At 73.0% G+C, this 20,223-nt stretch carries 20 protein-coding genes; 4 read left to right on the top strand and 16 right to left on the bottom strand.

Features of this window, described 5'->3' with window-relative positions; genetic code table 11:
* Positions 1-60 precede the first annotated feature (60 nt).
* From ABD346_RS06600 to ABD346_RS06570, 7 genes are all read right to left on the bottom strand, one after another.
* On the bottom strand, positions 61-234 hold the full coding sequence (locus ABD346_RS06600) for a hypothetical protein (RefSeq protein WP_189970753.1): 174 nt from the start codon (positions 232-234) through the stop codon (positions 61-63).
* 13 nt (positions 235-247) lie between these two features.
* A complete protein-coding gene (locus tag ABD346_RS06595) occupies positions 248-844 on the bottom strand; it encodes a hypothetical protein (protein ID WP_344372882.1) in 597 nt (198 codons plus the stop codon).
* A 123-nt stretch (positions 845-967) separates the two neighbouring features.
* Positions 968-1,774, bottom strand: a complete 807-nt coding sequence (locus ABD346_RS06590) for a type III pantothenate kinase (protein ID WP_344372747.1) — start codon at positions 1,772-1,774, stop codon at positions 968-970.
* Positions 1,774-2,796, bottom strand: coding sequence for a carboxylating nicotinate-nucleotide diphosphorylase (gene nadC / locus ABD346_RS06585; RefSeq protein ID WP_344372744.1), 1,023 nt, complete (start codon positions 2,794-2,796; stop codon positions 1,774-1,776). The genes ABD346_RS06590 and nadC overlap by 1 nt, the downstream gene beginning before the upstream one ends.
* Positions 2,797-2,798: 2 nt before the next feature.
* Positions 2,799-4,499 carry an L-aspartate oxidase gene (locus ABD346_RS06580; RefSeq protein ID WP_344372741.1) on the bottom strand — a complete coding sequence of 567 codons (1,701 nt, stop codon included), beginning with the start codon at positions 4,497-4,499 and terminating at the stop codon, positions 2,799-2,801.
* Positions 4,496-5,500 (bottom strand): pantoate--beta-alanine ligase, encoded by a 1,005-nt coding sequence (gene panC / locus ABD346_RS06575; RefSeq protein WP_344372739.1) that lies wholly within the window; start codon positions 5,498-5,500, stop codon positions 4,496-4,498. The genes ABD346_RS06580 and panC overlap by 4 nt, the downstream gene beginning before the upstream one ends.
* Positions 5,497-6,420: a Rossmann-like and DUF2520 domain-containing protein gene (locus ABD346_RS06570; protein ID WP_344372736.1), complete on the bottom strand. Its 924-nt coding sequence runs from the start codon at positions 6,418-6,420 to the stop codon at positions 5,497-5,499. The genes panC and ABD346_RS06570 overlap by 4 nt, the downstream gene beginning before the upstream one ends.
* Before the next feature lie 132 nt (positions 6,421-6,552).
* Here ABD346_RS06570 and ABD346_RS06565 point away from each other — a divergent pair, with 132 nt between their 5' ends.
* Positions 6,553-7,755: a threonine aldolase family protein gene (locus ABD346_RS06565; protein ID WP_344372733.1), complete on the top strand. Its 1,203-nt coding sequence runs from the start codon at positions 6,553-6,555 to the stop codon at positions 7,753-7,755.
* Between the two features lie 6 nt (positions 7,756-7,761).
* On the opposite strand, the gene ABD346_RS06560 is transcribed toward ABD346_RS06565, so the two are convergent.
* Positions 7,762-7,992 carry a hypothetical protein gene (locus ABD346_RS06560; RefSeq protein WP_344372730.1) on the bottom strand — a complete coding sequence of 77 codons (231 nt, stop codon included), beginning with the start codon at positions 7,990-7,992 and terminating at the stop codon, positions 7,762-7,764.
* 163 nt (positions 7,993-8,155) lie between these two features.
* Between ABD346_RS06560 and ABD346_RS06555 the strand changes: the two genes are divergently transcribed.
* Positions 8,156-9,268, top strand: coding sequence for a DUF5937 family protein (locus ABD346_RS06555; protein ID WP_344372879.1), 1,113 nt, complete (start codon positions 8,156-8,158; stop codon positions 9,266-9,268).
* A 250-nt stretch (positions 9,269-9,518) separates the two neighbouring features.
* On the opposite strand, the gene ABD346_RS06550 is transcribed toward ABD346_RS06555, so the two are convergent.
* Together ABD346_RS06550 and ABD346_RS06545 are read right to left on the bottom strand one after the other, a co-directional pair.
* Entirely contained in the window at positions 9,519-10,193 is a 675-nt protein-coding gene (locus ABD346_RS06550) for a response regulator (protein WP_344372727.1), read from the bottom strand.
* 99 nt (positions 10,194-10,292) lie between these two features.
* Positions 10,293-11,501 (bottom strand): sensor histidine kinase, encoded by a 1,209-nt coding sequence (locus ABD346_RS06545; protein ID WP_344372724.1) that lies wholly within the window; start codon positions 11,499-11,501, stop codon positions 10,293-10,295.
* Between the two features lie 96 nt (positions 11,502-11,597).
* On the opposite strand from ABD346_RS06545, the gene ABD346_RS06540 reads away from it, so the two are divergent.
* Positions 11,598-12,581, top strand: coding sequence for an SAM-dependent methyltransferase (locus ABD346_RS06540; RefSeq protein ID WP_344372722.1), 984 nt, complete (start codon positions 11,598-11,600; stop codon positions 12,579-12,581).
* A gap of 278 nt (positions 12,582-12,859) precedes the next feature.
* Positions 12,860-14,002, top strand: coding sequence for an NADH-quinone oxidoreductase subunit D (locus tag ABD346_RS06535; RefSeq protein WP_344372719.1), 1,143 nt, complete (start codon positions 12,860-12,862; stop codon positions 14,000-14,002).
* Positions 14,003-14,015: 13 nt separating this feature from the next.
* On the opposite strand, the gene ABD346_RS06530 is transcribed toward ABD346_RS06535, so the two are convergent.
* The 6 genes from ABD346_RS06530 to ABD346_RS06505 form a co-directional block, all read right to left on the bottom strand.
* A complete protein-coding gene (locus ABD346_RS06530) occupies positions 14,016-15,071 on the bottom strand; it encodes a PhlD (protein ID WP_344372716.1) in 1,056 nt (351 codons plus the stop codon).
* A gap of 87 nt (positions 15,072-15,158) precedes the next feature.
* Entirely contained in the window at positions 15,159-16,016 is an 858-nt protein-coding gene (locus ABD346_RS06525) for an MmyB family transcriptional regulator (protein ID WP_344372714.1), read from the bottom strand.
* Positions 16,017-16,585: 569 nt separating this feature from the next.
* Positions 16,586-17,566, bottom strand: coding sequence for a hypothetical protein (locus tag ABD346_RS06520; protein WP_344372711.1), 981 nt, complete (start codon positions 17,564-17,566; stop codon positions 16,586-16,588).
* Between the two features lie 86 nt (positions 17,567-17,652).
* Positions 17,653-18,633, bottom strand: a complete 981-nt coding sequence (locus tag ABD346_RS06515; RefSeq protein WP_344372709.1) for an ABC transporter substrate-binding protein — start codon at positions 18,631-18,633, stop codon at positions 17,653-17,655.
* A gap of 102 nt (positions 18,634-18,735) precedes the next feature.
* On the bottom strand, positions 18,736-19,404 hold the full coding sequence (locus ABD346_RS06510; protein WP_344372707.1) for an ABC transporter permease: 669 nt from the start codon (positions 19,402-19,404) through the stop codon (positions 18,736-18,738).
* Positions 19,405-19,407: 3 nt separating this feature from the next.
* Positions 19,408-20,088 carry an ABC transporter permease gene (locus ABD346_RS06505; RefSeq protein WP_344372704.1) on the bottom strand — a complete coding sequence of 227 codons (681 nt, stop codon included), beginning with the start codon at positions 20,086-20,088 and terminating at the stop codon, positions 19,408-19,410.
* Positions 20,089-20,223: the final 135 nt, after the last annotated feature.

Below are 20,223 nucleotides of genomic sequence, written 5' to 3'. Positions count from 1 at the left end.
AGGGCGCACGTGGGGAAATACCCGTGCGCCCCCGCTGTGTGTGCCGTCCGGACGGTGCGGTCAGGAGGAGGCGGGCTTCTGCCGGGCGGCCTCGGCGCGGGCGAGCGCGCCGTCCACGGCCGCGTCCTCCTTGCCCTTGTTCGGGCCGCCCTGGCTCTTCACGATCGTCACGACGAGCGCGATGAAGAAGATGGCCATCACCACGGGGGGCAGAAGCGCGGAAACGTAGTCCATACCGACAGAGTAGCTAGCCCGCTCGCCGCTCCTCCGGCGGGGGCACGGGCCGGCGGCGCGGTGGGAAGACCTCGGAGGGCTTCGGTACGGGGCGGTCCGGCGCGGGGTGCGCGGGCGCCGGGCGGGCCGGGGCGGCGGGGCGCGGCTCGGCGGACTTGTCCTTGCCCCTGCCCTTGTCCGCGGCGCCCCCGTCGACCAGCGTGAGGAGCCGGGTGCGCTGGGCCGGCGGGGCGGCCGTGCGGCCGGCCAGGCGGGCCCGCACCGAGCGTTCCGCGATCCGGCGGCAGCGCTCCAGGAGGGCCGCGCAGACCGGGTCGGAGCGCAGCGCGCGCAGGGCGGCCAGGTCGTCGGGCCCGGGGTCGTAGCCGGCGGCCAGGGCGTCCTGGAGCAGCTCGGTGTAGCCGGGCAGCGAGCCGGGCAGCGCGTCACGGTAACGGGCGAGGTCGGCCAGGAGGAAGGCGCGCAGCCGGTCCGCCTCGCGGACGGCCTCGTCCACGGAGTCGGCCAGGCGCAGGCAGTCCTTGATGTCCTGGTCCTTGACGGCGGTGGGGTGCAGGGCGATGGCCAGGGCGCGTCGGAGCACACGCAGCTCGTCCGCGCCGAACGCCATGCCGCCTCGGGATCCGTAGGGCGTGGGCATGCGGTGACGATACGTCCTACAGGGACAAAATCCTCTTAACAGGCCGATGCCGGGCGCGTGTCGGGGCGGGCCCCGATGCGCCCGGCGGCCGCTTCAGGAGCGCGCGATGTTGCGCTCGTACACGAGGCGCAGGCCGATCAGGGTCAGCCACGGCTCGTGCTCGTCGATCTCCTCGGCCTCGCCGAGCACCATCGGGGCGAGGCCCCCGGTCGCGATGACGGTGACGTCGTCCGGGTCGCCGTCGGGGCCGACCAGTTCGCGCTTCATGCGCTTGACGACGCCGTCGACCTGGCCCGCGAAGCCGTACACGATGCCGGCCTGCATGGCCTCGACGGTGTTCTTGCCGATCACCGAGCGGGGGCGGGCCACCTCGATCTTGCGGAGCTGGGCGCCCTTGATGCCGAGCGCGTCGACGGAGATCTCGATGCCGGGGGCGATGACGCCGCCGATGTACTCGCCGCGCGCGCTGACCGCGTCGAACGTCGTGCCCGTGCCGAAGTCGACGACGATCGCCGGGCCGCCGTAGAGCTCGACGGCGGCGATCGAGTTGACGATGCGGTCGGCGCCGACCTCCTTCGGGTTGTCGGTCAGGACCGGCACGCCCGTCTTGATGCCCGGCTCCACCAGGATCGCGGGTACGTCGCCGTAGTAGCGGCGGGTCACCTCGCGCAGCTCGTGCAGGACGGACGGGACGGTCGCGCAGATCGCGATGCCCTCGATGCCGTCGCCGAGCTCCGCGCCGAGCATCGGGTGGGTGCCCATCAGGCCGTTGAGCAGCACGGCCAGCTCGTCCGCGGTGCGGCGGGCGTCGGTGGAGATCCGCCAGTGCTCGACGACTTCCTCGCCGTCGAACAGGCCGAGGACGGTGTGGGTGTTGCCGACGTCGATGGTGAGCAGCATCAGGCCCGGCCCTCTCCGGCCTCGCGCAGGTCCAGGCCGATGTCGAGGATCGGCGAGGAGTGGGTGAGGGCACCCACCGCCAGGTAGTCGACGCCGGTGGCGGCGTACTCGGCGGCGTTGGCCAGGGTGAGGCGGCCCGAGGATTCGAGCATCGCGCGGCCCGCGACCAGGGCGACCGCCTCGGCCGTCCGGGCCGGGGTGAAGTTGTCGAGCAGGATCAGGTCGGCCCCGGCGTCCAGGACCTCGGTGACCTGGGCCAGGGTGTCGACCTCGACCTCGATGGCCAGGTCCGGGAAGCGGTCGCGTACGGCCTTGAAGGCCTCGGCCACGCCGCCCGCGGCCACCACGTGGTTGTCCTTGACCAGGGCCGCGTCCGACAGGGACATGCGGTGGTTGACGCCGCCGCCGCAGCGGACCGCGTACTTCTCCAGGGCGCGCAGGCCCGGGGTGGTCTTGCGGGTGTCGCGGACCTTGGCGCCGGTGCCTTCGAGGGCGTCGGCCCAGGCGCGGGTGGCGGTCGCGATGCCGGACAGGCGGCACAGCAGGTTGAGCGCGCTGCGCTCGCCGGTCAGCAGGTCGCGGGTGCGGGTCGTGACGCTGATGAGCTTCTGGCCGGCCTCGACGCGGTCGCCGTCCGCGACGTGCCGCTCGACCTCGAACTCCTCCGTGCAGACGATGGAGAGGATCGCCTCGGCGACGCGCAGGCCCGCGACCGTGCCGGCCTCGCGGGCCGTGAAGTCTCCGGTGGCGACGGCGTCCTGGGGAACGGTGGCCGCCGACGTGACGTCCACGCCGCCGTCCAGGTCCTCCTCGATGGCGAGGTGCGCGATGTCCTCGACCTGGACGGGGTCGAGACCCGACTCGGCGAGCAGGGCGGCGAGCGCGGGGTCGAGCCCGCACTCGTACACCTCCTCGCCGCCGCAGCCGCAGTCGTCGCCGCAGCCGCCGCCCTGGGCGGGCGCACCGATCTGGATCAGGGGGACGTCCACCGGCTGGGGACGGAGTTCCTCGGGCGTGCTCACGGTTACGGCTCCAGGGGGGTGGCGGCGACGGTCGGGGGGAAGGTGGCGCTGGCGGTGGGGCGGATGTCCAGGGACCGCTCGGGGGTGATGCGGACGACGAGGTGGCGCTGCCAGGCCGCGTCGTCGCGGTCCGGCCGGTCCTCGCGCCAGTGGCAGCCGCGGGTCTCCTCGCGGGCGGCCGCCGCGGCGACCAGGACCCGCGAGACGAGCAGCAGGTTGGTGGTCTCCCACGCCTCGACGCCCGGCACGGCTGCCTTGTGCTCGTCCGCGCGGATCGCCTCCAGGCGGCCGGCCGCCTCGGCGAGGCTGTCGGCGGAGCGCAGCACTCCGGCGCCTTCGGTCATGATCCGCTGGATCTGGATGCGGGCGGCCGGGTCGAGCAGCGGCACGGGCTCGTCGTCCGGACCTGCGGGCGAACTCGGCTCAACCGCCTTGTCCTGTACGGGAGTTGAGGCACCGGCCGCGATGTCCGCCGCGATGTTCTCGGCGAAGACCAGGCCCTCCAGGAGGGAGTTGGAGGCCAGCCGGTTGGCGCCGTGGACACCGGTGCAGGCGACCTCGCCGCACGCGTACAGGCCGGGGACCGTGGTGCGGCCGTGCCGGTCGGTGCGGATGCCGCCGGAGGCGTAGTGCGCGGCGGGGGCGACCGGGATCGGCTCGGTCACCGGGTCGATGCCGTGCGAGCGGCAGGCGGCCAGGATCGTCGGGAAGCGCTGCTCCCACATCGCGGCGCCGAAGTGCCGGGCGTCCAGGTACATGTGCTCGGCGCCCTGGGCCTGCATCTGGCGGGTGATGGCCTTGGCGACGATGTCGCGCGGGGCGAGCTCCGCCAGCTCGTGCTGCCCGAGCATGAAGCGGGTGCCGGCCGCGTCGACGAGGTGGGCGCCTTCGCCGCGTACGGCCTCGGAGACCAGCGGCTGCTGGCCCTCCGAGTCGGCGCCGAGGAACAGGACCGTGGGGTGGAACTGGACGAATTCGAGGTCGGAGATCTCGGCGCCGGCCCGCAGCGCGAGGGCCACGCCGTCGCCCGTGGACACGGACGGGTTGGTGGTCGCCGAGAAGACCTGGCCCATGCCGCCGGTCGCGAGGACCACCGCGGGAGCGCGGACCGCGCCGACGCCGTCGTGCTGGCCCTCGCCCATGACGTGCAGGGTGATGCCCGCGGTGCGGCCGTCCTCGTCCTTGAGGAGGTCGAGGACCAGGGCGTTCTCGATGGTGCGCACCGCCCGGGTGCGGACGGCCTCGACGAGCGCGCGGGAGATCTCGGCGCCGGTGGCGTCCCCGCCCGCGTGCGCGATGCGGCGGCGGTGGTGGCCGCCCTCGCGGGTCAGCGAGATCGCGCCCGTCTCGTCGGTGTCGAAGTGGGCGCCGGTGGCGATCAACCGCCGTACGGCGTCCGGGCCTTCGGTGACCAGGAGGCGTACCGCGTCCTGGTCGCACAGGCCCGCGCCGGCCACCAGGGTGTCGTCCAGGTGCTGCTCGGGGGTGTCGCCCTCGCCGAGGGCGGCCGCTATGCCGCCCTGGGCCCAGCGCGTAGAGCCGTCGTCCAGGCGGGCCTTGGTGACGACGACGGTGGCCAGGCCCGCCGCGGTGCAGCGCAGGGCGGCGGTCAGGCCCGCGACGCCGGAGCCGACGACCACGACGTCCGCGTCGATGGCCCAGCCGGGTGCGGGGGCGTCGAGCCGTATTCCGGTGCTTGTCATGCCGGTGCTCCGAACGTGAGCGGGATGTTGTCGATGAGGCGCGTGGTGCCGACGCGTGCGGCGACAGCGAGGATCGCCTCGCCCCCGAACCCCTCGGGGGCGTCCGTGAACGTCGCCGGGTCGACCAGCGCCAGGTAGTCGGTCACGACCGGGGGTTCGGCCTTGGCCGCCTCGTCGAGCACGCCCTGGGCGACGGCCTTGATCGACGCGGGGGACGGCGCGGCCGCGGCGACCGCGTGGGCGTCGGCCGCGGCCCTGGCCTCGCCGATCGCGGTGAGCGCGTCGGCCCGGCCCAAGGCCGCGCCGCCGGCGGTGGCCCGTGCGTGCAGGGCGTGCTCGGCGGCGAGCCGGTCGCGGGCCGCGAACAGCGCGCGGGACAGGGCGCGGGCCGCGGTGCGCTCCGCCGGGTCGAGGTAGCGGTTGCGGCTGGACAGGGCGAGCCCGTCGTCCTCGCGCACCGTCGGCACGCCGACGATCTCCACGGGGAAGTTCAGATCGCGCACCATGCGCCGGATCAGCGCCAGCTGCTGGGCGTCCTTCTGCCCGTACAGGGCGAGGTCGGGCGCGCTCAGGTGGAGCAGCTTGGCGACGACGGTCAGCATGCCGTCGAAGTGGCCGGGCCGTACGGCGCCCTCCAGGAGCTCGCCCATGGGGCCCGCGGTGACGCGCACTTGGGGCTCGCCGCCGGGATAGACCTCCTCGACGGACGGCGCGAACACCGCGTCGGCGCCCTCGCGTTCGGCGATCGCGCGGTCCGCGTCCAGGGTGCGCGGATAGCGGTCCAGGTCCTCTCCCGCGCCGAACTGCAGCGGGTTGACGAACACCGTGACCACGACCTGCCCGTCGGGGCCGGCCAGCCGGCGCGCGGTACGGATCAGGGTGGCGTGGCCCTCGTGGAGCGCGCCCATGGTCATGACGACGGCACGGCGGCCGGTCCGCTCCAGGGCCGCGAGCTCCGCGGCCGTACGCACCAGGACGGGCTGCGCTGGCTGCGCTGTCATCGGGATTCTCCTTCTGCGAGCACACCGAGCAGGTCCTGGGCGAGCTCGGGCTTCAGCAGTCCGTGGGCGAGCGCCCGGTCGGCGGTCGTACGGGCCATCGCGAGGTATCCGGCGACCGTCCCCGGCGCGTGCTTGCGCAGCTCGGCCACGTGGGCGGCGACCGTGCCGGCGTCGCCGCGCGCGACCGGTCCGGTCAGCGCCGCGTCCCCCGAGCGCAGGGCGTTGTCGAGGGCCGCGCCGAGCAGCGGGCCGAGCATGCGGTCGGGGGCCGCGACACCGGCCTGGCCAAGGAGCTCCATGGACTGGGCGACCAGCGTGACCAGGTGGTTCGCGCCGAGGGCGAGGGCCGCGTGGTAGAGCGGGCGCTTCGCCTCCTCGATCCACTCGGGCTCGCCGCCCATCTCGATGACGAGCGCCTCGGCGGCGAGCCGCAGCTCCTCGGGGGCGGTCACGCCGAACGAGCAGCCCGCCAGGCGCTGGACGTCCACGCCCGTGCCGGTGAAGGTCATCGCCGGGTGCAGCGCGAGGGGCAGTGCGCCGGCCCGCCGGGCCGGGTCCAGGACGGCCGTGCCGTACCGCCCGGAGGTGTGCACCAGGAGCTGGCCCGGGCGGATCGCGCCGGTCTCGGCGAGGCCCTCGACGAGGCCCGGCAGCGTGTCGTCGGGGACGGTGAGCAGGACGAGGTCGGCGCGCCGGAGGACCTCGGCGGGCGGGACCAGCGGCACGTCGGGCAGCAGGGCAGCGGCCCGGCGCACCGACGCGTCGGAGACGCCGGAGACCGCGACCGGGCGGTGCCCGGCCAGCTGGAGGGACGCGGCGAGCGCGGGGCCGACCCGGCCCGCGCCGACGACGCCCACGGTGAGGCGGGCGGGGCGGTCCGCCGGGCTGTGCTCGGGGCGGTGCTCTGATGGTGCGTTCACGCGGTGGGGGCCTTCCGTTCCAGTCCGCGAGGGGTACCGGACGCCAAACCAAAATCAAACGGCCCCGTCATGCTACGCCCAGGCCCTGGAAACCCCTTTGGTTGTCCACAGGGTGTGGGCGATCATCCCCCCATGCCAGAAACCCAGTGGAACTCCCCCTCCGAATCCACCGCCGACACCCCGGGCGGGGCGCCGGAGGAAACCCCGGAACAGACCCTGCGACACCGCCTGGCCGTCTTCAGGGGCGCCAAGCGCACCCTGGCGGAGCATGGCGTCGACCACACCCTCGCGGAGCGCCTGACGGCCCTCCTGGCGGACGGCGCCGAGGTCTACGACCTGGACGAGTTCACCGACATCTACGGCAACGGCGCGGTCACCGAGCTGGAGCGCCGCACCGCCGAGGAGCTCGGCTTCCCGGCCGCCGCCTTCTTTCCCACCGGCACGATGGCCCAGCAGGTCGCGCTGCGCTGCTGGGCGGCCCGCACCGGGAACCCGACGGTCGCCCTGCACCCGCTCGCCCACCCCGAGGTGCACGAACGCCAGGCGTTCAGCCAGGTCAGCGGCCTGCGTCCGGTCCACCCGACGGACGAGCCCCGGCTGCCCACCGCGGAGGAGGTGCTCGGCTTCGAGGAGCAGTTCGGCACCCTGATGCTGGAGCTCCCGCTGCGCGACGCCGGGTTCGTGCTGCCGACCTGGGACGAGCTGGTGGCCGTGGTGGAGGCGGCCCGCGAACGGGACGCCGTGGTGCATTTCGACGGCGCCAGGATCTGGGAGACCACCGCCCACTTCGGCCGCCCCCTGCCGGAGATCGCGGGCCTCGCGGACAGCGTGTACGTGTCCTTCTACAAGACGATGGGCGGCCTGTCCGGCGCCGTCCTGGTGGGCTCCGAGTCGCTGATCGCGGAGGCCCGCACCTGGCGCCACCGCTACGGCGGCCAGCTCTTCCAGCAGTTCCCCGCCGCCCTCGCCGGCCTCATCGGCCTGCGCAAGGAGCTGCCCGAACTCCCCTCGTACGTGGCCCACGCCAAGGTCGTCGCCGCGGCCATGAAGGAGGGCCTCGCCGAAGCGGGCGTGCCGTGGTTCCGGGTGCACCCCGAGCCGCCGCACACCCACCAGTTCCAGGTGTGGCTGCCGTACGACGCCGAGGTCCTCAATGCCGCGTCCCTGCGGCAGGCTCAGGAGAGCGGCGTCTGCCTGTTCCGGCGCTGGTTCCCGAACCCCTCGGGTCCGGCGGGCCTGGCCGTCACCGAGGTCACGGTGAACGCCCCGGGCCTCGCGTGGAGCGCCGGGGACGTACGGGCGGCGGTCGCGGAGTTCGTACGGCTGCTGTCGTAACGGGGGTCAGCGGCAGGCGGGCGGGTGACTCCGGGGGTGGTGGGGGGCGAACAGGCGGGCCAGGGCCGCCCGCAGCCGGCCCGTGGCGAGCCGGCCCGCCAGGACCGCCTCGAAGCGGCGGTAGTCCCGTATCCCGCGCAGGACCGCCACGTCGTGGGTGCCCGGCACCGGAGGGGCGGGTGCGCCGAGCCGGGCCGCGCGGTAGCTGTCGATCATGTGCTGCTGCATCACGTCCATGCCTCCACGGTGAACCCGTTCCGGCCGGGCCGCGCGCCGATTGACGAGCCCCGTCAAATGGGAGCCCGGGGCGCCCGAAGCCCTGACCAGCGCCGCCGATTGACCGGGACCGTCAATCGGCGGCCGCTTTGTCAGTGCCGCGGTGCACCATGGGGCCATGAGCGTGACCATCGACATCACGGGCCTGCCGCCCGAGCGCATCGGCTTCGCGATCTCGCCGCTTGCCGAGCTGGGCCTGGCCCTGCACGCGCTCTCCGAGCCCGGCCACCACCCGGGCCTGCACGGCTGGGTCACGGCGACCGCGGCCTCCCTGAAGCCCGACCTCGCGGACCGGCTGCACGAGGCCGAGTTCCTGTGGCGCAACACGTTCTCCGACGTGTTCATGCCGTTCGCCGGCATACCCGGCTGGGACGGCACGCCCGGCTCCACGCTCGCCGAGGATCTCGACCTGCTCGACCGCCTCCCCGACGAGCGGTTCGCCTCCGCCGCCCTGGAGTTCACCTGCTCCAGCCTGTACTCGGTCAAGACGCCGTCCCCGCTGCACGATCCGGCGATGCGGGCGCGCGCCCTGGAGATGGCGGCGGTCCGGGGCCCACGCCAAGTGGAGTTCGCCGAGCGCCTGTTGAGCGACCCGGCTTCCATACGGGCCTGGCTGCGGCGCCTGTTCGAGGACTGCCAGGAGGCCTTCTTCGCGGACACCTGGCAGCGGATCCGGGTCCAGCTGGCCGCGGACGCCCGGCACAAGGCGGAGATCCTCCGCCGCAAGGGGCTCGACGAGGCCGTCGCCTCGGTGTCGGCCGCGCTCAGCCTGGACGAGGGCGGGACGCGGATCAGCGTGGACAAGCTGACCGAGGGCCGTACGACCGCGACGGACCCCGAGCCCGGGGCGGGGCTCACCTTCGTGCCCACCTCGTTCGGCTGGCCGCATCTGATGGTGCTGCACGCGCCGGGGTGGCGCCCGGTGATCCACTACCCGGTGCACGGGCCCGAACTGCCCTCGCCCGCCTCGGTCGAGATCCTCAAGCTGCGGATGGAGGCGCTGGCCCACCCCATGCGGATGCGCCTGTGCCGCAACCTGGCTCGCTCCCCGTACACGACGAGCGAGCTCGCCGACTCACACGGGATCACGGCGCCGGAGGTGTCCCGGCACCTGTCCGCCCTGAAGAGGGCGGGGCTCATCTCGACGCGCCGCCGGGGGCGGTACGTGCTGCACCAGCTCGACCTCACGGTCGTGGCCCGCCTGGGGAGTGACTTTTTGGAGGGGGTGCTGCGATAGCTCCGCGGGGGTTGGGGGGCCGGGGTTTTCGACGCCGGGCCGTCGGGGCGCCTTTGCGCAGTTCCCCGCGCCCCTGAACCCGCCTTCGGCCGCGGACCGTGCGTGGTGCTCGCGCAGTTCCCCGCGCCCCTGTAGGTGACCCCGCACCGTCGCTCATGCTCACGTGGCGGAGCCGCGCGATGTCACGGCCCCGCGCCCCTGTAGGGCGCCCGGCGCCGCCGCTCGGGGCCGGGCAGCCGCTCCAGGCGGGTCAGAGCGCGCCGCCCCCGGCTCGGACCAGGCCCGTTTCGTAGGCCAGGACCACGACCTGGACGCGGTCGCGGAGTTCCAGCTTGGTCAGGATGCGGCCCACGTGGGTCTTGACCGTGGCCTCCGACAGGACGAGACGGGCGGCGATCTCGCCGTTGGACAGGCCCTGCGCGACCAGGAGCATGACCTCGCGCTCGCGTTCGGTCAGCTTCTCCAGCTGCTTGTGCTCGGGCTCCTTGCCGCTGGCCGGGAGCATCGGGGCGAACCGGTCGAGCAGCCGCCGCGTCGTCGACGGGGCGACCACCGCGTCGCCGCTGTGCACCGAGCGGATCGCGCCGAGCAGTTCGGCGGGCGGCACGTCCTTCAGCATGAAGCCGCTGGCGCCCGCCTTCAGCCCGGAGAAGGCGTACTCGTCGAGGTCGAAGGTGGTCAGGATCAGCACCTTGGGCGGGTTCGGCGCCTCGCAGATGCGCCGGGTGGCCTCCACGCCGTCCAGCCTCGGCATGCGCACGTCCATCAGGACGACGTCGACGGCGGTCGCGCGCAGGATGTCGATCGCCTCCGCGCCGTCGCCCGCCTCCGCGACGACCTCCATGTCCGGCTGGGCGGCGAGCACCATCCGGAACCCGGTGCGCAGCAGCACCTGGTCGTCGACGAGCATCACGCGGATCGTCATCGTTCCCTCTCCATCACGGCGTACAGCGGTCGAGTCGAGTCGAATCGAGCACTTGGTCGAGTACGTAGTCGCGTACGTACAGGAAATCAGTGGCCCGTATCAGTGGGCCGGTTTCAGGGGCAGCAGCGCGCTGATGCGGAAGCCGCCGCCCGGGCGCGGGCCCGCGTCCAGGGTGCCTCCGACCATGCCGATCCGCTCGCGCATGCCGATCAGGCCGTGGCCCTGGCCGTCCGCGCCGCCGTCCTCGTACATCTCGTGGGCGGCGCCGCGGCCGTCGTCCTCGACGAGCAGGCCGAGCCCGTCGTCGAAGTACACGAGCCGCACGCTCGCCCCCGCGTCCGGGCCGCCGTGCTTGCGGGTGTTGGTGAGCGCCTCCTGCACGATGCGGTACGCCGTGAGCTCGACGCCGCTGGGCAGCGGGCGCGGGGTGCCCTCGATCTTGAAGTCGACGGTGAGGCCGGCCCCGCGGACCGTCTCGACCAGGTCCTCGATCTGCTGGACGTCCGGCTGCGGCACGTACTCCCCCGCCTCCTGGTGCTCGCCCGTGCGCAGCACGCCGAGCAGCCGGCGCATCTCGGCGAGCGCCTGGCGCCCGGTCATCGAGATGGTCTCCAGGGCGGTCTTCGCCTGGTCCGGCGAGGTGTCCATCACGTATGCCGCGCCGTCGGCCTGCACGACCATCACGGACACGTTGTGCGCGACCACGTCGTGCAGCTCGCGGGCGATCCGGGCACGCTCGGCCGCGACGGCCACCTTGGCCTGCGCCTCGCGCTCCCGCTCCAGGCGCGAGGCCCGCTCCTCCAGCTGCGCGAAGTAGGCCTTGCGGGTACGCATCGAGTCGCCGAGCACCCAGGCGAGGACGAACGGAACGGTCATGATGATGACGAAGAAGACCTTCTCCGTCGCGGTGTTGATCCCGCCGGTGTCCATCCACCGGAAATGCGCGAGCGGCGCCGCGCACAGCCCGCCCACCAACGCGACCCGCGAGGCCCAGCGCTCGCCCGCGGAGGCCACCGTGTAGACGATGACCAGCATCGCGAAGTCCTGGATCTGGGGCTGGACGTTCAGCGCGAGCTGCGCCAGGCCCATCGCGATCACGAGCAGCAGCATCTTCTCGGGCACCCTGCGGCGCAGCGCCACGGCCGTGGCCATCCCGAGCGCCACCAGGACCTGGATGCCCCAGGAGGCCTGCTTCGGGTCGTGCGCGGCCGCCGTGATCTGCAGGCCGGAGAACCCGAACAGGATGACGGCCCAGAAGGTGTCGACCCCGGTCGGGTGTCTGCGGATGAAGTCATAGAGGCGCTGCACGTAACCCAGCGTAGGGAAAGCGGATAGGTGCAGGGGTCAACCGCCGGGGCGATCCTGACCCCGGCGGCGTACTCCGCAAGGTGGAGACTTGGCCCCGTGACGGATGAGACGTGTCAGCAGGCCCCTGGTCCGAGCGGCCCCGGGGACCCTTGTGGATGGCGGGCCGCCACCGAGCGGGCGCTGTACGGCGAGGGCGGTTTCTATCTGCGCCCCGAGGGCCCCGCCGGGCATTTCCGCACGTCGGTGCATGCCTCGCCGCTCTTCGCGGGGGCTGTCGCCCGCCTCCTCGAAGAGGTCGCGGCCGGGCTCGGGCCCGGGCCGGTCGATCTCGTGGACGTCGGCGCGGGACGCGGGGAGCTCCTGAGCGGGGTGCTGGCCGCGCTGCCGGCCGGGTTCCCGGTCCGGGCGTACGCCGTGGAACGCGCACCCCGCCCGGCCGGTCTCGACGACCGGATCAATTGGCGCGGGACCATCCCTTCGGGCATCCGGGGACTGCTCTTCGCCAACGAGTGGCTGGACAACGTGCCGGTGGACGTGGCGGAGGCCGACCCGGACGGGGTGGCCAGGCTCGTCCTCGTACGGCCGGACGGCACCGAGACGCTCGGGGCGCCGGTGTCGGGGGCGGACGCAGAGTGGCTCGCGCGCTGGTGGCCGCTGAGCGAGCCGGGTTCCCGGGCCGAGATCGGGTGGCCGCGGGACGAGGCGTGGGCGGGGGCGGTGGGCTCGCTGGACGCGGGGGTCGCCGTGGCCGTCGACTATGCGCATGCGTCGGGGGCCCGGCCGCCGTTCGGGACGCTGAGCGGGTTCCGGGGCGGGCGGGAGGTTTCGCCCGTGCCGGACGGGTCCTGCGACATCACGGCGCATGTCGCCCTGGACGCGTGCGCGCTGCCGGGGGCGGAGCTGGTTCCGCAGCGCTCGGCGCTGGCCCGCCTCGGGGTCTCGGGGGCGCGCCCCCCGCTGTCCCTGGCGTCCTCCGACCCGGCGGGGTACGTGCGGGCGCTGGCCGCGGCGGGTGAGGCGGCCGAACTCACCTCGCGGGGCGGGCTGGGGGACTTCGGGTGGCTGATCCAGAGGGTTTGACCCGGCGGGGTGGGCGCCGGATCCCGCCCCGGGCGCGGGTGCCCTGCCGAAGGGGTACTGGCCGGGGTCGGTCCTGCCAGGGGCGCGGGGAACTGCGCGACCAGCCACGCACGGTCCGCAGCAGAACAGCGGCCGGCGCCGACCCCACCCGCCCCCGGCGGCCACGCGGTGGAGCCGCAGAGTGGGTTGCAGCGGGAAGGGGCGGGGAGGGGCCTCCCGGGCCCGGGGCGGAGCCCCAGCGCACCGCCGCTGCCCCGCCGCAGGGGATACTGGCCCGCATGACGGAGACGACGGTCGGGATCGGGGGCGGGGCGGAGAGCACCGACATGGTGCTCAACATCGGCCCCCAGCACCCCTCCACCCACGGAGTGCTACGCCTCAAGCTCGTGCTCGACGGCGAACGCATCCAGCACGCCGAACCGGTCATCGGCTACATGCACCGCGGCGCCGAGAAACTCTTCGAGGCCCGCGACTACCGCCAGATCGTGATGCTGGCCAACCGCCACGACTGGCTCTCCGCGTTCTCCAACGAGCTCGGCGTGGTCATGGCCGTGGAGCGGATGCTCGGCATGGAGGTGCCCGAGCGCGCCGTGTGGACCCGCACCCTGCTCGCCGAGCTGAACCGGGTCCTCAACCACCTGATGTTCCTCGGCTCGTACCCGCTGGAGCTCGGCGGCATCACCCCCGTCTTCCACGCCTTCCGCGAGCGCGAGGAGCTCCAGGCCGTCATGGAGGAGGTCTCCGGCGGCCGCATGCACTACATGTTCAACCGGGTCGGCGGCCTCAAGGAGGACCTGCCGCTGGGCTGGCTCGGCCGGGTCCGGCACGCCGTCGCCTCGGTGCGTTCGCGCATGGACGTCTACGACCGGCTCGTGCTCGGCAACGAGATCTTCCGGGCCCGCACCAGGGGCGTCGGCGTGCTGCCCGCCGAGGCGGTGCACGCGTACGGCGTGAGCGGGCCCATCGCCCGAGCCTCCGGCGTCGACTTCGACCTGCGCCGCGACGAGCCCTACCTCGCGTACGGGGAGCTGCAGGACACCCTGAAGGTCGTCACCCGCACCGAGGGCGACTGCCTGGCCCGGTTCGAGTGCCTCCTGGAGCAGACCCACAACGCGCTCGATCTCGCCGACGCCTGCCTCGACAGGATGGACGGCCTCGCCCCCGGCCCGATCAACCAGCGCCTCCCCAAGGTCCTCAAGGCGCCCGAGGGCCACACGTACGCCTGGACCGAGAACCCGCTCGGCATCAACGGCTACTACCTCGTCAGCAAGGGCGAGAAGACGCCGTACCGGCTGAAGCTGCGCTCGGCCTCGTACAACAACATCCAGGCGCTCGCCGTGCTGCTGCCGGGGACGCTCGTCGCCGACATGGTGGCGATCCTGGGATCGCTGTTCTTCGTCGTCGGGGACATCGACAAGTAGCCGTCCCGTCGGGCTAGTCGGACCAGTGCCCTCTCGCCGCCGCCAGGACGAAGCCCGGGCCGAACGCGATGATCAGGCCCGCGGCGTCGGCGGGCGGGGCCTGGGCGGACGTACGGGACAGGACGTCCAGGACCGCCGAGCCGCCCAGGTTTCCGTTGGCGGCCAGGCTCTCCCAGGCGTGCCGCAGGGCGCCGCCCCCGCCGTCGAGGCCGAGGCCCGCCGCCGTGTCGTCCAGGATGCGCGGGCCGCCGGGGTGCACCACCGCGAAGTCGAGCGCGTCGTTTCCGAGCCATTCCAGCAACGCCGGCAGGCAGTCGTTGAAGGCGGCGGTCGCGGCCCGGGTGGAGTCGAAGTGCAGCCCGGCGCCGCTCAGCCGGCCCCGGTAGCGGTCGGCGCTGTCGGGCAGCACGTACTCGAAGGTGTCCTCGACGACGAAGCTCGGCCCGTCCCAGCCCGGGCGCTCGCAGACCACCGCGGCGGCGGCGCCGTCCCCGAAAAGGACCTTGTAGACCATGGATTCGAGGCTGGTGTCCTCGTGGTTGTACGTCGCCGCCGACAGGCACTCGGAGGTGACGACGAGGACGTTCGCGCCGGGGTGGGCGGCGATGTCCTCGTGGGCGCGGACCAGGCCCTGGGCGCCGCCCGCGCAGCCGACCGTGCCCATGGGGTGGCGCCGGACGTCGGGCCTCAGGCCGAGCTCGGCGACCAGGTGGACGTCGAGCGAAGGCACGGTCCAGGACGTGGTGTGGCTGGCGACGATCGCGTCGATGTCGGCGGGCCGCAGCCGCGCCGCGGCCAGCGCCCGTCGCCCTGCCTCGGCCGCCAGGCCCAACGCGTCCTCGTACGCAGCCCTGTTGCGCTCCTCGACCAGAGCGTTTCCGGCCACAGTAGGGGAGGCCAGCGGGCGGGTGAAGTGCCGGGTCCGCACGGTCGTCGCCCGGGCGACCCGCAACACGGCTTCCAGACGCGGAAGTTCCGGATGAGCCCGGCGGATGTCAGCGCAGATCTCGTCGGTCGTCACCACGTTCCCCGGCAGAACGACACAGGGAGGGGCTATGTGAGCGGGCACGGACGATCTCCCTCACCAATCGAAATCAGGCGGATCATCACCATACGTCACATGTCTTGAATCAATCCTTCAAATCCAAAAACTTGGTCAACTCGTCGGCGGTGTCGGGCCGAGCGGGCTGCGGCTCGCGAGGGAGTCGCCCGCCGTGTAGAGCAGGAGCATGACCCGGGCGCCCGGCGAGGTGACCGGCTCGGCGACACACGTCGTCACCCAACCCGGGCCGTACAGGGCGTGGTTGATCGGCCGCTCCGTTCCGTCGGGATAGCCGATGGGCGCCGCCGAGGCCACCGCGTACAGAGGGCCGGCCACCGGATCACGGCGTACGTCGTCCTCCAGGCGGGCCAGCGCGGTGTTCTGCGGATGCAGCTCCACGGCGTGCCGGAGCTGCGGCATCACCACCGGAGCCCAGGAGTTGGCCCAGTCCCCGAGGACCACCTCGCGCGCCTCGGGGTCGAGGAGCATCCAGCGCATGGAGTTGGCCGGGGGCTCGCCGCCCGGGAAGAGCGCGGCGAACTCCTGGTTGTGGGCGAGCAGGTTCCACTCGGCGTCGTTGATGTACGCCAGCGCCCCGCTGATGCCGTCGACGGCCCGCCGCCACTCGCCGGGCACGGACAGGCCCGAGTCGCGGTGCAGCGGGTTCGGCGGTGCCTCGCGCCGGGTGAGCCGCCACAGGAACGTCCACTCCTGCTCGTCGAACCTGAGCAGGGTGGCGACAGCGGTCAGCAACTCGGCCGAGGGAGTCGCCAGTTGGCCGTTCTCGAACCGGTTGTACGTGCCCGGCGTACGGTCGAGCAGCAGGTCCATCTGCTCCTGGCTGAGCCCGGCCGCGCGCCGGCCCGGGCCGGGACGCCGCGGCGGGAAGCCGGCGGATCCGGGGCTGACGGCCGCGCGCCGCTCCCGGAGCAGCGCCCGCAGGGCATCGCGGTCGGGGGCGGCGAGGTGCAAGGGGAGCGCCTTCCGTAGTGGGGGCGGTCGGTGGGGGCGGTCGCGGGGCGCGGTGCGGGCGCCGGAGCAATTATCTGCATCCGTGCCCCCTGGAAAGAGGGCGGGCTCCCGACAACAATCTTTTCCGCGGGCCCACTCGGGGGAGGAGCCCGCCCGGATGCCGGCTGCCCCGTGCATCCGGACTCTGCGGACGGTACCGACACTCGCCACGACGCGCGGCCTCGGTACCGGCCGCAGACCTCGTTCCGGGGGCTGTCGCACCCCCGGCCCCCATCAATCCCGGGGCCTGCGGACCCTGCCCCCTCCCGGATGTCTTCGGTTCGCTGCGGGCCGCCTTGGGCTGATCGCGCAGTTCCCCGCGCCCCTAAGCCCGTCACGGGGGTCCCCCTGGCCCTTGGGGCCTTGGGGGAGTTTGAGGACGAGCGGCCTTCAGGCGCGAACGGGGTCTGGGGAGGAGCCCTGGGAAACCCGGCTTCACCCTCCCCGACCCCCGGAGGCCACGCGGCGGAGCCGCAGAGTGTCACAGCGGGAAGGGGTGGGGCGGAGCGGAGCCCCAAGGGCAGCCCGGGCTACGAGATGGCCGTTCTCAGTTCCGCCACGTCCAGCTGCTCCGTCTCGTCATGGGCCGTCAGGTCGATGACCTCGCCCACCGTTCTGTCCGGGCCGCCCTGCTGGGCACGGTCCGCCAGGGCCTCGGCGCCGACGACATCGGCCAGGTCCTCGTTCTGGACCGCCTCGATCGCGGCGGCAGCCTTCCGCTCGCCGCCACCCCCCGTGCCGAAGAAGTCGAAGTGGCCCTCGGGCCGGGCCGCGCGGCGGGCGAGGTAGGGCACCACCGCGGAGGCCACCGGCGCGGGGGCCGCGGGCAGTTCGGCCTGGCGGGGCTTGGCGGTGAGGGCGGCCGCCGGGCGGGTGTGTTCCCCGCTGCCGAGGGCCGCCGCGGGCTTCCCCTGCGGCTCCTCCGCCTCCCGGGACGCGGCGGCCCGCGCCTTCGCCTGGCGTTCGGCGTTGAGCGAGAGGGACTCCAGGGCGCGGGCGGCCGCGAGGTAGGAGGCGGGCGTCGGCGTGCTGCCCGACGGCATCAGCGCCTTGGGCCCTGCCTCCAGCGCGAGCTGACGCCGGCCTTCCAGAGCGCTGGCCCGCTCGGTCTCGGCGTTGGCGTAACGCCGCAGCAGGGCCGCGTGCTCGCCGCGCAGACCGGCCAGCTCCATGCGCTTGGTGCGCAGCTTGGCGTCGAGGCGGCCGCGCAGCTCGCGCGACTCCTCCAACTCGGTCTCCAGCTCGGCGATCCGCTCCTCGGTGCGCCACTGGTCGGCGGCGCGCGAGCGGGTCAGCTCGGCGACGCGACGGCCCGCGGCCCGGTCCCAGGCGCGCATGAGCACGGAGCCGGTGACGCAGGCGGCCGCGGCCGCGGCCGCCAACGCCCGCAGCACCGTGGGTTGATCGAAGAGCCAGGCGCCACCGGCGCATATGACCGAGACGCCGGCGACGGCCGACGGCTGGAGGAGCCGGTGCAGCGGAGGGGAATGACGGTGGCGTCCACGTGGCATGGCCTGAAATTTACCGTGCGTAGACCTCATATGGACCCCCGCCCGTCAATCTGTTCCCCTGTAGTTACTCGAATCGCCAAATTCGGCTACTTCTTGATCAGTCCCTTCGACTGGAGATAGGCCTTCGCGACATCGGCCGGCTTGGCCCGCTCGGCATCGACCTTGCGGTTGAGATCGACCAGATCGGCGGTCGTCAGAGCCTTGGTCAGCTTGCCGAGCGCATCGGCTATCTCCTGGCCGCCCGCGTCCTTGGCATTGACGACCGGCAGCACGTTGTCCGCGTTCTGCAGCTTCTTGTCGTCCTGGAGCAGCACGAGTCCGTAGGTGTCCAGGGTCGCGTCGGTCGTGGTGGTCAGAACCAGCTGGTCCACCCCGTCCTTCACGGCCTGCTTGGCCTGCGGGGTGCCCACGCCCTTGGGGTCGATGCCCGTGACGTCGATGCCGTACTTGGAGGTCAGACCCGGCGCGCAGAATGGCCGGATCTTGCACTCGTCACCGGCCGCGACCTTCACCTCGGCCTTGGAAGTGCCCAGGTCCGAAAGGGTCTTGAGGTTGTTCTTGGCGGCGAATTCCTTGGTCACCGCGAACGCGTTCTGATCCACCGCCTCACCGGCGGGCAGAACCTTCAGTCCGCGCGGTCCGGCGAGCTTGGTCAGTTCGCCCACGGTCGCGGCGACGTCGCTGGAGGCCAGCGGCTTGGCGTTGGCGCCGTTCGCCTTGGCATTGAGGAATTCGGTGAGCGTGGCCGCGTATTCCGGCACGACGTCGATCTCGCCCTTCTCCAGGGCGGGTTCGTACAGTTCGCGGTTCTTCACGGTGGTGACCGAGGTCGAGTAACCGGCGTCGGCCAGGACCTGCGCGTACAGCTCCGCCAGGACCGCGGACTCGGTGAAGCCCGCCGCGCCGATCACCAGCGAGCCCTTCTTTCCGCCGCCCGTACTGCCGGACCCGCCGGAACCGCTCTTGTCCTTGCTCTTCTCCAGGCTGTCGCCGCCGCACGCGGCGAGCGTGCCGGCCAGGGCCAGGGTGCCGAGGGCCAGGCCGGTCGTACGCAGGATCTTGCTCATTGAGGGTTCACCATTCAGGAGACGTCACGGGATCACAGGTACTGAGGGATCACAGGTGCTGCGGGATCGGGGAGTTGCCGGATCGCAGGGTCACGAACAGGGTCACGAACGCTTGCGCAAGGGGCTGAAGAGGCGGTCGACCGCCACCAGGACGCCCTCCACCAGCAGGGCGAGCGCAGCCACGAGCATCGCCCCCGCCACCACCTGGGGGGTGTTGTACACCGCGAATCCCTCGGTGACTATCCGGCCGAGCCCGCCGAGCCCGGCCATCGCGGCAATCGTCGCGGTCGCGATGATCTGGACCGCCGCCGAGCGGAGCCCGGTCATGATCAGCGGGTAGGCGAGCGGCAGTTCCACCTGGAGGAAGAGCTGACGCCCCGACATCCCCATGCCACGCGCCGCCTCCACCGCCGCCCGGTCCACCTCGCGCATGCCGACGTAGGCGTTGGTGAGCAGCGGCGGCACCGCGAAGAGAACCAGGGCGATCACGGTGGGCAGATAGCCCGCGTTGCGCAGCGGCGTCACCATGAACAGGGCGAGCACCGCGAAGACGGGTATCGCCCGGCCGACGTTGGAGATGTTGACGGCGAGCGCACCGCCCTTGCCGATGTGCCCGAGCCACAGCGCGAGCGGCAGGGCGACCAGGCAGGAGACCACCAGCGCGAGCGCGCTGACGTACACGTGCTCACCGAGCCGGTGCCAGGCGCCGTCGTCCCCGGACCAGTTGGCACCCGTGGTCAGCCACGTCCAGGCCTGTGTGAAGACTCCCATCGCTCAGACCGCCTTCGCCGTACGGATCCGGGTCCACGGCGTGAGCAGCCACTGGATCCCGAGGAGCAGCAGGTCGGCGGCGATCGCGAGCGCCACGCACAGCACGGAGGCGGTGAGGATCTGCGCCTTGAAGAAGGTGGGCAGGCCCTGCTCGATGAGGTTGCCGAGGCCGCCGTGGTCGACGAGCGAGCCGATCGTGGTCAGCGCGACGGTGGCCACCGTGGCGATCCTGAGGCCGGCCATCAGCGCGGGCAGCGCGAGCGGCAGCTCGACCTCGAAGAGCAGCCGTATCCGCCCGTACCCCATGCCGCGGGCCGCCTCCAGGGCGTCGGAGGGCACCGATTCGAGCCCGGCCAGGATGTTCCGTACGAGAATCGTCAGCGAGTACAGCACCAACCCCGTGATCACCAGGCCCGCCGAGAGGCCGAACACCGGGAGCAGCAGGGCGAACATCGCGAGCGACGGCACGGTGTAGAGCACGGTCGTGAAGCCGAGGACGGTGGCCGCCACGCCCTTGCGCCCGCGCGCGAGCAGCGCGAGGGGGAAGGCGATGAGCAGGCCTATCAGGACCGACACCGCGGTGATCCACACGTGCTGGACCGTCGCGTCGGTCAGCTCCTGGCTCCGGGAGCTGACGTACTCCCAGCAGATCCAGTCGTTCGCCGCCAGACAGTTCTGCGCCACTCCCCCACCTCCCCCTGGTGTTCGATTCGTTCCCGACGACCCTATCCCCGGCCACTGACAATCGCCTCGGGCCTTCGCAGTACAGCAACATGGGCTTCACACAAGCGCGCCAGCCAGCCTTCAAAATGGGGAACC

It is taken from the genome of Streptomyces mauvecolor (genome assembly GCF_039532965.1).
In the GTDB taxonomy this organism is placed as follows: domain Bacteria; phylum Actinomycetota; class Actinomycetes; order Streptomycetales; family Streptomycetaceae; genus Streptomyces; species Streptomyces violascens.
Note: the sequence above shows the minus strand (reverse complement) of the source record. Positions and strands in the feature narration are given on the sequence as shown.

What these genes read in the sequence shown, in the direction of transcription:
- ABD346_RS06600 (WP_189970753.1), bottom strand. Translation starts at nt 234, where the DNA reads ATGGACTACGTTTCCGCGCTTCTGCCCCCCGTGGTGATGGCCATCTTC.
- ABD346_RS06595 (WP_344372882.1), bottom strand. Translation starts at nt 844, where the DNA reads ATGGCGTTCGGCGCGGACGAGCTGCGTGTGCTCCGACGCGCCCTGGCC.
- ABD346_RS06590 (WP_344372747.1), bottom strand. Translation starts at nt 1,774, where the DNA reads ATGCTGCTCACCATCGACGTCGGCAACACCCACACCGTCCTCGGCCTG.
- ABD346_RS06580 (WP_344372741.1), bottom strand. Translation starts at nt 4,499, where the DNA reads ATGACAAGCACCGGAATACGGCTCGACGCCCCCGCACCCGGCTGGGCC.
- panC (WP_344372739.1), bottom strand. Translation starts at nt 5,500, where the DNA reads ATGACAGCGCAGCCAGCGCAGCCCGTCCTGGTGCGTACGGCCGCGGAG.
- ABD346_RS06565 (WP_344372733.1), top strand. Translation starts at nt 6,553, where the DNA reads ATGCCAGAAACCCAGTGGAACTCCCCCTCCGAATCCACCGCCGACACC.
- ABD346_RS06560 (WP_344372730.1), bottom strand. Translation starts at nt 7,992, where the DNA reads ATGGACGTGATGCAGCAGCACATGATCGACAGCTACCGCGCGGCCCGG.
- ABD346_RS06550 (WP_344372727.1), bottom strand. Translation starts at nt 10,193, where the DNA reads ATGACGATCCGCGTGATGCTCGTCGACGACCAGGTGCTGCTGCGCACC.
- ABD346_RS06535 (WP_344372719.1), top strand. Translation starts at nt 12,860, where the DNA reads ATGACGGAGACGACGGTCGGGATCGGGGGCGGGGCGGAGAGCACCGAC.
- ABD346_RS06520 (WP_344372711.1), bottom strand. Translation starts at nt 17,566, where the DNA reads ATGCCACGTGGACGCCACCGTCATTCCCCTCCGCTGCACCGGCTCCTC.
- ABD346_RS06515 (WP_344372709.1), bottom strand. Translation starts at nt 18,633, where the DNA reads ATGAGCAAGATCCTGCGTACGACCGGCCTGGCCCTCGGCACCCTGGCC.
- ABD346_RS06510 (WP_344372707.1), bottom strand. Translation starts at nt 19,404, where the DNA reads ATGGGAGTCTTCACACAGGCCTGGACGTGGCTGACCACGGGTGCCAAC.